This is a genomic window from Nocardiopsis sp. iso_25, assembly GCF_056173305.1.
In genome coordinates, this window is sequence record NZ_CM149667.1 from 5,504,896 (window position 1) to 5,519,917 (window position 15,022).

The 15,022-nt window shown below is 70.9% G+C and carries 12 protein-coding genes; 8 read left to right on the plus strand and 4 right to left on the minus strand.

The window, feature by feature from the left end:
* Positions 1 to 309 precede the first annotated feature (309 nt).
* From AC0VX6_RS23675 to AC0VX6_RS23685, 3 genes are all read left to right on the plus strand, one after another.
* A complete protein-coding gene (locus AC0VX6_RS23675) occupies positions 310 to 1,920 on the plus strand; it encodes an acyl-CoA carboxylase subunit beta (RefSeq protein WP_248772010.1) in 1,611 nt (536 codons plus the stop codon).
* Positions 1,917 to 2,141, plus strand: a complete 225-nt coding sequence (locus AC0VX6_RS23680) for an acyl-CoA carboxylase subunit epsilon (RefSeq protein WP_274974715.1) — start codon at positions 1,917 to 1,919, stop codon at positions 2,139 to 2,141. Before AC0VX6_RS23675 ends, AC0VX6_RS23680 begins: the two co-directional genes overlap by 4 nt.
* 81 nt (positions 2,142 to 2,222) lie before the next feature.
* Complete coding sequence (locus AC0VX6_RS23685) at positions 2,223 to 3,992, plus strand: acetyl/propionyl/methylcrotonyl-CoA carboxylase subunit alpha (RefSeq protein ID WP_475466112.1); 1,770 nt, start codon at positions 2,223 to 2,225, stop codon at positions 3,990 to 3,992.
* A 130-nt stretch (positions 3,993 to 4,122) separates the two neighbouring features.
* On the opposite strand, the gene AC0VX6_RS23690 is transcribed toward AC0VX6_RS23685, so the two are convergent.
* Positions 4,123 to 4,785, minus strand: coding sequence for a Uma2 family endonuclease (locus AC0VX6_RS23690; RefSeq protein ID WP_475469428.1), 663 nt, complete (start codon positions 4,783 to 4,785; stop codon positions 4,123 to 4,125).
* Positions 4,786 to 5,216: 431 nt separating this feature from the next.
* Between AC0VX6_RS23690 and AC0VX6_RS23695 the strand changes: the two genes are divergently transcribed.
* The 3 genes from AC0VX6_RS23695 to AC0VX6_RS23705 all read left to right on the plus strand — a co-directional run bounded on the left by AC0VX6_RS23695 (position 5,217) and on the right by AC0VX6_RS23705 (position 10,230).
* Positions 5,217 to 6,662, plus strand: coding sequence for a dicarboxylate/amino acid:cation symporter (locus AC0VX6_RS23695; protein WP_475466114.1), 1,446 nt, complete (start codon positions 5,217 to 5,219; stop codon positions 6,660 to 6,662).
* A gap of 351 nt (positions 6,663 to 7,013) precedes the next feature.
* Positions 7,014 to 8,258, plus strand: coding sequence for a chemotaxis protein CheA (locus AC0VX6_RS23700; protein WP_475469430.1), 1,245 nt, complete (start codon positions 7,014 to 7,016; stop codon positions 8,256 to 8,258).
* 673 nt (positions 8,259 to 8,931) lie between these two features.
* A complete protein-coding gene (locus AC0VX6_RS23705; RefSeq protein ID WP_475469432.1) occupies positions 8,932 to 10,230 on the plus strand; it encodes an HNH endonuclease signature motif containing protein in 1,299 nt (432 codons plus the stop codon).
* 309 nt (positions 10,231 to 10,539) lie between these two features.
* Here AC0VX6_RS23705 and AC0VX6_RS23710 read toward each other — a convergent pair whose 3' ends face one another.
* The 3 genes from AC0VX6_RS23710 to AC0VX6_RS23720 are packed head-to-tail and all read right to left on the minus strand — an operon-like array spanning position 10,540 to position 13,039.
* Positions 10,540 to 11,181, minus strand: coding sequence for a P-loop nucleotide/nucleoside kinase family protein (locus tag AC0VX6_RS23710; RefSeq protein ID WP_274974718.1), 642 nt, complete (start codon positions 11,179 to 11,181; stop codon positions 10,540 to 10,542).
* A 34-nt stretch (positions 11,182 to 11,215) separates the two neighbouring features.
* Positions 11,216 to 11,611 (minus strand): TFIIB-type zinc ribbon-containing protein, encoded by a 396-nt coding sequence (locus AC0VX6_RS23715; protein WP_302475368.1) that lies wholly within the window; start codon positions 11,609 to 11,611, stop codon positions 11,216 to 11,218.
* 48 nt (positions 11,612 to 11,659) lie between these two features.
* The gene (locus AC0VX6_RS23720) at positions 11,660 to 13,039 is read right to left on the minus strand and encodes an NAD(P)H-quinone dehydrogenase (RefSeq protein ID WP_274974720.1); all 1,380 of its coding nucleotides are present in this window, start codon (positions 13,037 to 13,039) and stop codon (positions 11,660 to 11,662) included.
* A 165-nt stretch (positions 13,040 to 13,204) separates the two neighbouring features.
* Here AC0VX6_RS23720 and AC0VX6_RS23725 point away from each other — a divergent pair, with 165 nt between their 5' ends.
* Both AC0VX6_RS23725 and AC0VX6_RS23730 read left to right on the plus strand, forming a co-directional pair.
* Positions 13,205 to 13,759, plus strand: a complete 555-nt coding sequence (locus AC0VX6_RS23725; protein WP_475466116.1) for a gamma-glutamylcyclotransferase family protein — start codon at positions 13,205 to 13,207, stop codon at positions 13,757 to 13,759.
* Between the two features lie 87 nt (positions 13,760 to 13,846).
* Positions 13,847 to 14,671, plus strand: a complete 825-nt coding sequence (locus tag AC0VX6_RS23730) for a purine-nucleoside phosphorylase (RefSeq protein ID WP_274974722.1) — start codon at positions 13,847 to 13,849, stop codon at positions 14,669 to 14,671.
* Positions 14,672 to 15,022 lie beyond the last annotated feature (351 nt).

Below are 15,022 nucleotides of genomic sequence, written 5' to 3' on the forward strand. Positions count from 1 at the left end.
CACCGACCCTACAGAGATCGCACCCGCCGCCAGGTGCGCGGGGGCGTATTTCCGATGTTTTGCCCGGGCGTTAAGCATTGTTGCTCACGAGAAAGGAGAGCACATTTCCTCACGCGTTTTCGGTGATACCGCGTTCCGTGCCGCGGACCCCGCGTGTACGTTCTGTGCGCTTCGCGTACGCTTCGTGCACGCTCCGGACGCGGGCCCGGGCGACGGGCCTGGTCGGGGGCCGCACCGCCGCGTAGTTACTCACCGGTAACCAGGGCTGGGTTCCCGTGTGACGTCCCCTCGCGGTTAACCTGCGTAGTTATGGCCACCGAAGCCCCTGAACCGCTGTCCGCGGACGAGATCGACATCCACACGACCGCGGGCAAGCTCGCCGACCTGCAACGACGCCGGTACGAGGCCGTACACGCAGGGTCTGCTCGAGCCGTTGAGAAACAGCACGCCAAAGGCAAGATGACCGCCCGCGAGCGGATCGACGCACTGCTCGATCCCGGCTCGTTCGTGGAGTTCGACGCCTTGGCCCGACACCGCTCCACCAGCTTCGGCCTGGAGAGCAACCGCCCCTACGGTGACGGCGTCGTCACCGGCCACGGAACGGTCGACGGACGTCCCGTGGCGGTGTTCAGCCAGGACGTCACCGTCTTCGGCGGATCGCTGGGCGAGGTCTACGGCGAGAAGATCGTCAAGGTCCTCGACCACGCCCTCACCAACGGGTGCCCCGTCGTGGGCATCAACGAGGGCGGCGGCGCGCGCATCCAGGAGGGGGTGGTCGCGCTCGGCCTGTACGCCGAGATCTTCCGCCGCAACACCCACGCCTCGGGCGTCATCCCGCAGATCTCCCTGATCATGGGCGCCGCCGCGGGCGGCCACGTCTACTCCCCCGCCCTCACCGACTTCGTCGTGATGGTGGACGAGACGTCGCAGATGTTCATCACCGGCCCCGACGTCATCAAGACGGTCACCGGCGAGGACGTCTCCATGGAGGAGCTGGGCGGCGCCCGCACCCACAACACCAGGTCGGGTGTGGCGCACTACATGGGCGCCGACGAGCAGGACGCGATCGAGTACGTCAGGACTCTGCTCTCGCACCTGCCCGACAACAACCTGGAGGAGGCGCCGCCGCTGCCTCCCGAGGACGCCCCGGGCGACGAGGCCACCGACACCGACCTGGCCCTGGACGCGTTCATCCCGGACTCGGCCAACCAGCCCTACGACATGCGCACGGTGGTCGAGGCCGTCCTGGACGACGGCGACTTCCTGGAGGTCCACGCCCAGTTCGCCACGAACATGGTGGTGGGCTTCGGCCGCGTGGACGGCCAGTCCGTCGGCATCGTCGCCAACCAGCCCATGAGCCTGGCGGGCTGCCTGGACATCGACGCCTCCGAGAAGGCCGCGCGCTTCGTGCGCACCTGCGACGCCTTCAACGTGCCGGTGCTGACCTTCGTGGACGTGCCCGGGTTCCTGCCCGGCACCGACCAGGAGTGGGACGGCATCATCCGCCGCGGCGCCAAGCTGCTGTACGCCTACGCCGAGGCCACGGTGCCCCTGATCACCGTCATCACGCGCAAGGCCTTCGGCGGCGCCTACGACGTCATGGGCTCCAAGCACCTGGGCGCGGACGTCAACCTGGCCTGGCCCACGGCGCAGATCGCGGTCATGGGCGCCCAGGGCGCGGTGAACATCCTGCACCGGCGCACCCTGGCCGCCGCCGACGACGTCGAGGCCGAGCGCACCCGGCTGGTCGGCGAGTACGAGGACACCCTCCTCAACCCCTACTCCGCCGCGGAGCGGGGGTACGTGGACGGGGTCATCATGCCCTCCGAGACCCGCGTCCGGATCGCCAAGTCCCTCAAGGCCCTGCGCAACAAGCGCAAGCAGCTGCCGCCCAAGAAGCACGGGAACATCCCGCTGTGAGCGCGCCGAAGAACCCGCCGCACCTGGCCGTGGTCCGCGGCGAGCCCACCGCCGAAGAGCTCGCGGCCCTGACCGCCGTGCTCAGCGCCCGTGCCCGGGCAGCCCGGACCGCCGAGGAGCCCGCCCCCGAACGCCCGTCCGGGTGGCGGGACCGCTCGCGCCTGGTGCGCGGCGCACCGCCCCGCCCGGGCCCCGGCGCCTGGCGGCTGAGCACGCGATGACCCCGCCATCCCCACCCGCAGACTCACCATGGAGCGGCCGGCGCGCTGTCCGCCCCGCGCCGAGCAGAAGGATTTCCCACCGTGCGTAAAGTACTGATCGCCAACCGCGGCGAGATCGCCGTGCGCATCGCCCGCGCCTGCCGCGACGCCGGGCTGGCCAGCGTCGCCGTCTACGCCGAGCCCGACCTGGACGCACTGCACGTCAAGGTCGCCGACGAGGCCCACTCGCTGGGCGGGGCCACCCCGGCCGACTCCTACCTGGACATCGCCAAACTCCTGGCGGTGGCCGAGGCCTCCGGGGCGGACGCCGTCCACCCCGGCTACGGGTTCCTGGCCGAGAACGCCGACTTCGCCCAGGCCGTCATCGACGCCGGGCTGACCTGGATCGGCCCGCCCCCCGCGGCGATCACCGCCCTGGGCGACAAGGTCCAGGCCCGCCACATCGCCCAGAAGGTCGGCGCACCGCTGGTGGCGGGCACCGCCGACCCCGTCGAGTCGGCCGAGGAGGTCGTGGCCTTCGCCGAGGAGCACGGCCTGCCCATCGCGATCAAGGCCGCCTTCGGCGGCGGCGGGCGCGGCCTCAAGGTCGCCCACACCCTGGACGAGGTCGCCGACGCCTACGAGTCCGCGGTGCGCGAGGCGGTCACCGCCTTCGGCCGGGGCGAGTGCTTCGTGGAGCGCTACCTGGACCGGCCCCGGCACGTGGAGACCCAGTGCCTGGCCGACACCCACGGCAACGTCGTGGTGGTCTCCACCCGCGACTGCTCGCTCCAGCGGCGCCACCAGAAGCTGGTGGAGGAGGCGCCCGCGCCGTTCCTGTCCGCGGAGCAGGTGGAGCGGCTGCACGCCTCCTCCAAGGCCATCCTCGCCGAGGCCGGGTACACCGGCGCGGGCACCTGCGAGTTCCTGGTGGGCGTGGACGGCACCATCTCCTTCCTGGAGGTCAACACCCGTCTGCAGGTCGAGCACCCCGTGACCGAGGAGGTCACCGGCATCGACCTGGTCCGGGAGATGTTCCGCATCGCCGACGGCGAGGAGCTGGGCTACGGCGACCCCGAGGTGCGCGGGCACTCCTTCGAGTTCCGCATCAACGCCGAGGACCCGGGGCGGAACTTCATGCCCGCGCCGGGCACCATCACCGAGCTGAACCTGCCCGGCGGCCCGGGCGTGCGCGTGGACACCGGCTGCGAGGCCGGGTTCACGGTGCCCCAGGCCTTCGACTCGATGGTCGCCAAGCTCGTGGTGACGGGCCGCACGCGCCAGGAGGCGTTGCAGCGCTCGCGGCGGGCCCTGGCCGAGTTCACGGTCGGCGGGATGCCCACGGTGATCCCGTTCCACCAGGCCGTGGTGAGCGACCCGGCCTTCGCCCCGGCCGACCCCGAGCAGCAGTTCGGGGTCTACACCCGGTGGATCGAGACCGAGTTCGAGAACACCGTCGAGCCGTGGTCGGGCACCCCGGGCGAGCCGGTCGAGGACGAGCGCGAGAGGGTCACCGTCGAGGTGGGCGGCAAGCGTGTGGAGGTGGTCCTGCCCACGGGCCTGGGCGCCTCGGCCGCCGCCCCGGCGGCGGGCGGTCAGCGCCGCGGCAGGCGGACCGCGCGCAGGGGCGGCGGGAACACCGTGGCGGCGGGCGGAGACTCTCTGGTCTCCCCGATGCAGGGCACCGTGGTCAAGCTGGTGGCCGAGGAGGGCCAGCAGGTCGCCGAGGGCGACACCGTGGTCGTCATCGAGGCCATGAAGATGGAGCAGCCGCTCAACGCGCACAAGGCCGGGACGGTGACGGGCTTGAGGATCACCGCGGGCGAGGCCGTGGGCAACGGCGCGGTGGTCTGCGAGATCAAGGACGCCTAGCGTCCGCGCCACGCGCGGGTGAAGGGGGAGGTACCGGCCGCCGGTGCCTCCCCCTGCTGTGTGCGCTCCCCCGAGGACACCGGGGGAAGGCACGTCCGGCGCCCCCGTTCCCCCTCCTCACGCGCACCTCTCAGCGGCGGGAGAATCCGGCCAGGTCGATGTCCAGATCGCAGGGCGCGCTGACCTTGAGCCGTTCCCGGTGCACGGTGAGACCGCCGTACGTACCCTTGAGTGGATCCAGTTCGTACGCGTACACCGCGATATCCCGTTCGCCCTCCTTCTCAACCAGCCAGAAGTGAGGGATTCCTGCTTCCGCGTAGAGCTCCGGCTTACGCCTGCGATCCCTGATCTCGGATTCGGGTGAGACCACCTCAACCACCAGCCGTACGTCCTCCGCCGCGAACGATGTAGCGTCCAAGTCGTGGAGTGCGTCTGCGCGGACCAGCATGAAATCGGGTTCGGGCCTCTGCCGCCTCCCGAGTACAGCCGTCATCTCCCGGCAGACCAGCATGTCTTCTGAGACTTGGACGTCCATCTGCCGGTGGAGCAGGGTGATGGCGAACATGTGGAAGAACTTCTGGGGGCTCACGAAGACCAGGTTTCCGTCGATGAGTTCTGTGTGTCGCGGAAGATCCGGAATGCGGTCGAGGTCCTCGGCGGTGAACCCGTCCTGCGGCGGCATCGGTAGCAGCACCGCACCATCAATCTCGGGGTCCGGGCGCGCGGCCACTACTGGAACGGACATGTCACGGTCTCCGATCGTCGGCTCGTTCTCGTCGCCCACGGTAGCCATCACTGTCACCCCGTAACGGTGTTCTCCACAGATTGTCCCACCCGGCCTCGCCCCCGGAGTGATCCTCGACGCATCCGCGCCGGGCGGAACGCACCGCAGAGCCCGTGGAGTGGACGTTGTGGCGCCAGGGACAGGAAGTTGTCGACACCCTCGTATGGAATAGATAAGGAACGAACGTTATTGTCCTTGTCTGTGACGAACATCTGGGGACTGACGCGACGGTGGCACATCGACCTGTGCCGCCGCGGCTGTCAGGCGTGTCGCTAGGTCCACGCGCGCCCTTCCGGGCAGCGCGCCGCGCACCCTTCTTCCCCGTGTCACCATCCCCTCGGTGATGCCCGCCGTTCCCCGTGCCGGAAACCCCGGCGGCGCCGACCGCTCCGCCGTGCGTACCCCTCCGGCTGCCTTCACCACCACTGGAGTCCCATCCCGTGTCCGCACAGAGCACAGACGCGCCCAAGAAGCGCAGAACCCTCCGTTTCCCGTTCGCGGCACAGGTCCTGGCGGGCCTGGTCCTCGGCGTCATTCTGGGCGCCGTCGCCTTCCAGATCAGTCCGCCCAACGCCGAGACCGGTGACGCCAGCAACTGGCTCGCCGTCACCCTCGACACCGTCGGCTCGACCTTCGTCACCCTGCTGCGGACCATCGTCCCGCCGCTGATCGTCCTCGCCGTCATCTCCTCCATCGCCAACCTGCGCAACGTCACCAACGCGGCGCGGCTGGCCTGGAAGACCCTGCTGTGGTTCGGCGCGACCGCCCTGGTCGCGGTGGGCATCGGCATCGCCCTGGGCCTGATCGTGCGGCCCGGCGTCAACAGCGGCGTGGACGCCGCCACCGCCGCCGAGCCCTCGGGCACCGGCTCCTGGATGGCGTTCATCGAGAGCATCGTCCCCGCCAACTTCCTCGGCTTGGGCGCGAGCGTCTCCGGCTCCGACGACGGCAGCTTCAGCGCCTCGCTGGACTTCAACGTCCTCCAGCTGATCGTCATCGCCATCGTCCTGGGCATCGCCGCGATCAAGGTCGGCAAGGCCGCCGAGCCCTTCATCGCCTTCACCGACTCCGCGCTCCAGATCGTGCTCAAGGCCCTGTGGTGGATCATCCGCCTGGCCCCGATCGGCACCGTGGGCCTGCTCGGCAACGCCGTGTACAGCTACGGCTGGACCACCATCGGCGCCCTGGGCAAGTTCGCGCTGACCATCTACATCGGCCTGGCGCTGGTGCTGTTCGTCGTCTACCCGGTGCTCGCCCGCGTCAACGGCCTGTCCCCGCTGAAGTACTTCAGCGGCGTGTGGCCCGCGGTCCAGCTGGCCTTCGTGTCCCGCTCCTCGATGGGCACCATGCCCGTCACCCAGCGCGTGACCGAGCAGAACCTGGGCGTGCCGCGCTACTACTCCGCGTTCGCCGTGCCCTTCGGCGCCACCACCAAGATGGACGGCTGCGCCGCGATCTACCCGGCGATCTCGGCGATCTTCATCGCCCAGTTCTTCCCCGGCATCAGCCTCGGCCTGACCGACTACCTGCTGATCGTGTTCGTGTCGGTGATCGGCTCGGCCGCGACCGCCGGAACCACCGGCGCGACCGTCATGCTGACCCTGACCCTGTCCACCCTGGGCCTGCCCCTGGAGGGCGTGGGCCTGCTGCTGGCCGTCGACCCGATCCTGGACATGGGCCGCACCGCGGTCAACGTGGCCGGTCAGGCGCTGGTCCCGGCCATCGTCGCCAAGCGCGAGGGCATCCTGGACGTGGCCCGCTACCACGCGCCGCGCGACGCCTCCGGGTTCGTGCCGCTGGACGACGAGGCGCACGACGACGTCGAGGGCGAGGTCGGCGAACCCGGCGTGAAGAAGGTTCCCGCCGGGGCCTCCGGCCAGGGCTGACCCACAGCCCCACCCCGTCCGCAGCGGCCCGCCGGAGCACCTCCGGCGGGCCGCGCCGCGTGTAGGACCGGTGGGGATGGGTGGGCCGTGTGGGACGGGGCCCGTGTGGGACGGGGCCCGTGTGGAACGGGGCCCGTGTGGAACGGGGCCCGTGTGGAACGGGGCCCGTGTGGAACGGGGCCCGTGTGGAACGGGGGCCGTGTAGGGCCAGTGAGACCGTGTACAACGGGTGAGCTTGTGTACTGCCGGTGAGTTCCGGCACAGGGGGAACCCCGCGGGGGCACCCGTTCGTCTAGGTTGGAGAGGGAGGCGAGAGGAACGATCATGTTGCGCCGCTTGGTAACACCCACAGTGCTGACCGCCGGACTCGCGGCGGCGATGGTGAGCGCCGCGGTGGTGCCCGCCTCGGCCGATACCCAGACCCAACCGCCCGAGTCCCAGGCGATCGCCGAGGAGCTCGGGAACGACAACGTCTTCATCGACCCGAGCATCGACGCGATCCCCGAGGCCGAGCAGGGAATCCTGGAGTCGACCGCCGCCGAGGCGGACGTCCCCGTCTACTACGTGATCCTGCCCACCGACAGCATCTCCTCCCAGGCCGGGCTCGACGCCCTGATGAACCCCGTCATGGACGAGGTCGGGGACGGGGTCTACGGCGTGTTCGCGGGTAGCCAGACCTTCCAGGTGCTGTCCCCCAACGTCGAGGACACCGAGGCGATCCGTGAGGTCGCCATGCGGGAGGGCGGCGGCAACCAGGTCGACACCCTCGTCGCCGTCCCCGACGCGGCCACCCAGGTCGAGGAGGCCGAGCAGGCCGGGGCCACCTCCGGGTTCGTGCTCCTCGGAGTCCTGCTGGCGGTCGTCGCCGCGGGCGCGTGGTTCGTCCACCGCAGCCGCAAGAGGCGCGAGGCCGAGAAGGCCAAACAGCTGGAGGAGATTCGGCAGATGGCCACCGAGGACGTCGTGCGCCTCGGTGAGGACGTCGCCCGGCTGGAGATCGACGTCTCCAAGGTCGACGACGCCACCCGCAACGACTACTCCCAGGCCATGGACGCCTACGACCAGGCCAAGGCCCAGCTGGACAACATCCGCGAGCCCGAGCAGGTCCGGCTGGTCACAAGCTCCCTGGAGGACGGCCGCTACTACATGACCGCCACCCGGGCCCGCCTCAACGGCGAACCGGTGCCCGAGCGGCGCGGCCCCTGCTTCTTCAACCCGCAGCACGGCCCGTCCGTGGAGGACGTGACCTGGGCCCCGCCCGGCGGCGCGCCCCGCGAGGTCACCGCCTGCGCCGACTGCGCGCGTGCGGTGCGCACCGGCGGCCAGCCCGACGTCCGCCTGGTCGAGGTGGACGGCGAGCGCCGCCCGTACTACGACGCCGGCCCGGCCTACTCGCCCTACGCGAGCGGCTACTTCGGGATGAACATGATGATGGGCATGTTCACCGGCATGATGATGGGCTCCATGATGGGGTCGATGATGGGCATGGGTATGGGCATGGGCGCCGGTGATGTCGGCGCCGGAGAGGACTTCGGGGGAGGCGACTTCGGAGGCGGGGACTTCGGGGGCGGCGACTTCGGCGGCTTCGACTTCTGACCCACACCCAGCAGACAGGACGATGACGGGCCCAGGGCCCCGGGCGGACCGCTCGGGGCCCTTCTCGTGTCTCCACGTTTTCCACAGGTGGTGGTTGGGGGTGGTCGTGGGTGGTGTGGTGATGGTTTCCTGGAAATAGGGGGGATCCCACCCAGGGGGCGTTTTGGTGTGCCCTGAAACGCTCTTCGTTCAATAACGGTAATGGATTGAGGGGCAGGGAGGGGCCGTCCACAGGGCCCCTCCCTACGCTATTCCTGCTGGGGGTTTCTGGCGGCAACGAAAGCGCGCCAGCTGCCGCGAAAGGGTGCGGGCGGCGGGGAACGGCGGGCGCCGGGTGGGGGCGTGGGCGACCGACGAAAAGCGGCACCAAAGGCGGGAGCGGCTACCGGAGGGCGACCAACGCCCGGGGTGTGGGGGTGGTCGGGCTCTGCTGCGTCGGCACCAACGGCAAGCAGGCCCTCCGGCCTCGGGCAACGATCCTGGCTCCTGTGGTCGGGGGGCGGCATCGCCGAGGTCAATATGGCATTCTGGGCGCACCTTTTTCGGACACCTTTTAACCCGACCCCATTGCATCCGACGAAACAAAGTGGCCTCCACAAAGAAAGTCGGCAATTGATGCCGAGAATAGTGGAGAAAGGGCGATCGGCGGCCTATAATAAGAAGTATGGAGATGATGACCGCAGCGCCCGAGACGGCCCCCGGGGAATGTTCCCCGGCCGTGGCCGCGCTGGCCGGTGCGCGCGAGATCATCGACCACGCGTTGAACGCCGACGTGCCGCCCGGAGCGGACGAGAGCGCCGCTGAGGAGATCGCGGCGCTGTGGGCCCAGCTGGACCAGATCCGGTACCAGGCGTTGGCGCGGATGGCGCGCCTGTACGCGCGGGGTGCGGTGGCCCGCTACAGCGGTTATTCCACGTTGGACAAGTGGTTGGTGCACCACGGCAAGTTGCCCACCTCCCAGGCCAAGGATTTGGCGCGGCTGGCCCAGCATGTGCACGAGGAGACTCTGCCCGCCACGGTGGAAGCGGTGGAGACGGGCGTGGTGGGGTTGGGTGAGGCGGTGGTGATCGCCAAGGTCACCGACAAGGCCGTCCAGACCCGCGACGCTCAGCATTTCCCTGAGGAGCAGGAGTATCGGGGCGGCTTTGAGTCGGCGTTGGTGGCCGCGAAGGCGGAGCGGCGTGCGTTGTCGGTCAACCAACTTCAGTCGGTGGCCCGCCAGGTCGCGCATCGTTTGGACCCCCACCGCCTGGACCGCGACCACGAGGCCGCTCACGCCTCGCGTGGGCTGGTCGTGCATGACACGTTCCAGGGCAGCTACCAGCTCCAAGCGTGGGGCGGCAGTGGGGATGCGTTGATCGTGCGCGCGGCCATCGACACCTTCACCACCCCACCCTCGGACGAGGACACCCGGTCGCGGTCGCAGCGTGAGCACGACGCGCTCATCGCGGCGCTGCGTTTCGCCACCACCCACACCGGATGCGCCAACACCCCCGCTCCACTGGCGCAGATCCGCATCGTCGTGCCGGTGCAGACCTACCTGGACACCCAAGGCCAGGAAGTGCCGGCGCTGGACGAGCGCGGACGGGTGATTCCGGTCGGGGTGGTGCACGAGTTGGCCGCCGACTCTGAGGTGGTGCGGATGCTCACCGCCCCGCCCACCGGGCAGGTCCTGGATGTGAGCCACAGCCGCCGCCTGGCCTCAGCCCGCCAGCGCACCGCCGCCTTCCACGGGCACACCACCTGCGCCCACCCGGGCGGGTGCGAAGTTCCGGTGGCCCTCTGCCAGGCCGACCACGTGCAGTCGTTCTCTCGGGGCGGGCGCACGGTGGTGGCGAACCTGCAACCGCTGTGCGGGCCGCATAACCGGGCCAAGTACCAACGCGAACTGCGCACACACCAACAGCAGGGACACGGGTGGGGACGAGACCATCCGCCCGACAGAATTCTGGTGCCACCGCCCCGGGAGTGACCCCGGCCGGGCCGGTCCCCGGCATGCCCGCGCCCGCCAGGCGGCCCGGGCCCTGCCGCCAGCCGTCGTCGCTGCCACCGTCGCCCACCCCCGCCACAGGGGCCGGTCGCGCTGCCCCAGGCCCGCCAGCCCCGCCGCCTTTGGTGCCAACGCAGCAAAGCCCCACCACCCCCGAACGCCAACCGTTGGTCGCCCGCCCGGGCCAATACGCGGCAGCAGGCGCCGCCGCCCCGGCCACCATCAGCAGGCGGGGCGCTGAACGGCGCCCTCACCCGCGTCCAGCCCGGGGCCTCCCCGGACCACATCAGGTCAGGAGGCGGCGGCCCGCACGTGCCGTTCCTCGATCCACCGGCACACGGCCTCGGCGGTCTCCCGGGGCTCGGCGCTGGTGGTGTCCAACAGGTCGACCGGGGGCTCCAGGCGCGCGGCCTCGGACTCCACCCAGGCCGCGTACTCCAGGGCCTCGGCGATCCGCTCCTCGTCCCACTCGCGCCAGGCGGGGCGGGCCCGCAGGCGCCCGGCCAGGACGTCGGGCTCGCAGGTCAGCGCAAGATAGTGGACATCGGTGAACAGGGCGCGCTCGGGCAGGTGCTCCAGCTCCGGCGGCACCACCGTGCCGCACAGCACGACGGGGCGTCCGCTCTGCTGGACCATGGCGGCGGTGCGCAGCCAGGTGGAGCGGAACAGGCGGTGGTGGTCGGCGGGGTCGCGGAGTCCGCCGACCCACAGGAGATCCTGTTCCAGGACGACGAAGCGGTCGCGGAGCCGCTCCAGCAGCGCCCCGGCGATGGTGGACTTGCCGGTGCCGCTCGGCCCCGACACGCAGTACAGGGGCAGGCGCAGGAACGGGCGAGTGCGCTGGCAGAAGGCGCAGCGCAGCACGGAGACCCCCGCGGCGGTGTCGGGGGTCTCGTCCCATTCCCCGCAGTGGGTACAGATCAGCGGGTGCACGGGTTACTCGTTCAGGTTGTCGGGACTGCTCGGCTCAGTCGAAGAGGCCTTCGAGGAAGCTCTTCTTACGGCGTCCGCCGTAGCCGCGCGGGGAGTCGGGGTAGCCGCCGTGACCGCCCCGGTAGCCCTTCGGCGAGTCCGGGTAGCCGCCGTGACCACCTCGGAAGCCCTTCGGGGAGTCGGGGTGACCGCCCCGGAAGCCCTTCGGCGAGTCCGGGTAGCCGCCGCGGTGCTGCTGCGGGTAGCCGTGGGGCGGAGCCTGGTGGGGGTCGGGCGGCGGCGCGACACCGTAGTGGCGCTGCTCGGCGTTGACGACGCGCTCCAGCTCACCCCGGTCGAGGAAGATGCCCTGGCATCCGTCACACCGGTCGATGTGGACGCCCTGGCGGTCGAACGTGCGCATGGTGCTTTGACACTTGGGACAGATCACGAAACGACATTACTCGATTCTTGTCAGGAGCGGGTAAAAAGGGGCGTCCTACTCCGGGGACGCCAGCATGAGCGAGCGGGCGGCCTCGGTCACGCTGCCCGACAGCGACGGGTACACCGAGAAGGTGTGCGCGATGTCGTCCACGGTCAGGCGCTGCTGGACGGCGATGGACACACCCAGGATGAGCTCGCTGGCGCGCGGGCCGACGATGACCCCGCCCAGCACGATGCCGGTGTGCTGGCGGCAGATCAGCTTGACGAAGCCGTCCTTGACCTCGTTCATCTTGGCGCGCGGGTTGGTGTTGAGCGGCAGGGTGACCGACCGGCCGTCGATCCGGCCGCTGCGCACGTCGTCCTCGCTGGCGCCCACGGCGGCCAGTTCGGGGTGGGTGAACACGGTGGAGGCCACGGTGGAGAGCTTGAGCGGGGACACGGCCTCGCCGAGCGCGTGCCACATGGCGATGCGGCCCTGCATGGCGGCCACGGAGGCCAGCATGTTCACGCCCGTGCAGTCGCCCGCGGCGTACACGCCGGGGACGGTGGTGCGCGAGACGCGGTCGACCTCGACGAAGCCGCCGTCGCCCAGGCGGACACCGGCCTCCTCCAGGCCCAGGTCCTGGGTGTTGGGGATCATGCCGACCGTCATCAGGCAGTGGCTGCCCTCCACCGTGCGGCCGTCGGAGAGGGTGACGAGCACGCCGTCGTCGGTGCGCACCACCGACTCCGCGCGGGTCTTGTTGAGGACGGTCATGCCGCGGCGCATGAAGACCTGCTCCAGCACCTCGGCGGCGTCGGCGTCCTGGGTGGGCATGACGCGGTCGCGCGAGGAGACCAGGGTGACCTCGGAGCCGAGGGACTGGTAGGCGCTGGCGAACTCGGCGCCGGTGACGCCGGAGCCGACCACGATCAGCCTCTCCGGCAGCTCCTCCATGTCGTAGAGGTGGCGCCAGGTGAGGATGCGCTCGCCGTCGGGCTTGGCGGAGGGCAGTTCGCGGGGGTGGGCGCCCGTGGCGATGAGGACGACGTCGGCGCGCAGGCGCTGGTCGCCCACGGCCACGATGTGCGGGTCGACCAGGCGGGCCTCGCCGCTGATCACCTCCACGCCCTCCTTGACCAGGCGGGCGCGGGTGTCGTCGGACTGCGCCCGGGCCAGGAGTTTGATGCGGGAGTTGATCCGGTCGGTGTCCACCCGGACCGCGTCCTCGTCCTGGGCGTCGCGGATGAGGATGCCGAGGCTGTCGGACTCGCGTACGTACGTGGTGCGGGTGGACGTGGCGATCAGGCTCTTGGAGGGCACGCAGTCGGTGAGGACGCAGGCGCCGCCGATGCCGTCGCGTTCCACCACCGTCACGTCCGCGCCGAGCTGTGCGGCGACCAGTGCCGCCTCGTAGCCCCCGGGTCCGCCACCGATGATCACGACCTTCGTCACGCTAGCCTCACTCCCTCTGCGGCCTGGCCGCCACGCGCGTCCCCGGTCCGGGTGATATGCGGGCATGGCGCGGCACCACCTGTTTTCGTCGCTTGCTCCCATTGTCGGCCATGCCGACCGGGGGAAATAGCAGGCACCCCGGGCCAACCGGTCTACGATGGCCCCGTGTCCATCTACGCGGCGTACGGAACCAGTCTCCACCCCGGGCAGATGGCCCGGCGGGCCCCGCACTCGCCCCTGATCACCACTGGCTGGTTGGAGGGTTGGCGGCTGACCTTCGGCGAGTGCCTGCCCGAGCCCGGGGGCGCGCTGGCGACCCTGGCCGAGGACGCCGGTCGGCGGGTCTTCGTGGCGCTGTACGACCTCATGGAATGGGACGAACCCCACTTGGACTTCTGGCAGGGCGCCCTGGAGGCGCCTCGCGGGGGTCACCGCCGCCCGCGGGGCGTGTCCGAGGACGAGTACGGGGAACTGCGGCGCAGGCGGGCGCTGTGGTCGGTCGCGGGCGACGGGCGGGCCTACCGCAAGGTCACGGTGCGCGCCCGGACGGCGGACCACGGTGTGGTGACGGCCTGGGCCTACGTGCTCGACGGCTACGAGGGCGGGATGCCCTCGGCGATCCAGCTGGGCGAGCTGGCGGTGGCCGCCGAGAAGGCCGGGGCGCCCGACTGGTACGTCTCCGAGTTGCTCGCCCGGGAGTGCCTGCCCACCGAGCTGTGACCAGCGCGTTCCCCTTCGGGCAGGGCGCGGGAACACACGTGCGCACGCTCCCGGACGGCACGGTCACCCGGGGGTAGCATCCGTCGTGTGACGGAACCAGAGCAGCAGCCGAGGACGGCCGGCGAGGCCGGGGAACTGGCGGCCGACGCGGCGCGCGAACTCCTGTCCCGTACCGGTGCCGACAGCTTCGACGCGCTGGTGGTGCTCGGCTCGGGCTGGGCGGGCGCGGTGGACACGCTGGGCTCGTACGACATCGAGCTGGACGCCACCGACCTTCCCGGCTTCCACGAGCCCGCCGCCGAGGGGCACTCCGGCAAGGTCCGCAGCATGTGGGTGGGCGACAAGCGCGTCATCGTGTTCATGGGGCGCGTGCACCTCTACGAGGGCCGCGGCCCGCTGGAGGTGGCCCACGCGGTCCGCACGGGCGTGGCCGCGGGTGCGGCGACCGCCGTGCTGACGGGCGCCGCCGGGTCGCTGCGCACCGACTTCGCCACGGGGCAGCCCGTGGTGGTGCGCGACCACATCAACCTGACCGCCCGGTCGCCGCTGGTGGGGCCCTCGTTCGTGGACCTGTCGTCGGCCTACAGCCCCCGGCTGCGGCGGGCCGTCCAGGAGGCGGACGCCTCGGTCCCCGAGGGCGTGTACGTGTGCACGACGGGGCCGCAGACGCAGACCCCGGCGGAGCTGAAGGTGCTGCGCCAGGCGGGCGCGGACCTGGTGGGCCACTCGATCGCCCTGGAGGCGGTCGCGGCGGTGGAGGCGGGCGCCGAGGTGCTGGGGCTGGCGGTGGTCAGCAACGACGCCGTGGGGACGGTGTTCGAGCCCTTCGAGGCCGAGCGCGCCCTGGAGGTGGTCACGCAGCGGGCCCGCAGGCTGGGCGAGCTGCTCAACAGGGTGATCGGCCAGGCCTAGGGATCCGGCCTCGACGGCTGTGGGGGTGGGGATGGGGGTGGGGCGCCTCCGACCGGGCCCGTCCGGTACCGGCGTGGCGAGCGTACACCCCGAGGCCTGGGGTGGACGGTACCGACCGGGTTCCGGTCGGAGGCAGTGCTTGCCCCGGTGCCCGCGCCGCGCGGAATCCCCGCAGATCCCGTTGGACTCGCGACCTGGGCACCTTGTACTTCCGTTATTCAGTTGAACCGCGCGCGTCACCCTCGGGCAAGGTCCGGGCGGACGGCCATCCGCGCGAAGTCGTCCGCCCGGAACACTCTCCCTTAGGCATGCCTTACCTAACCAGAACTCGGAGGGCGCGTCAACCCCCGA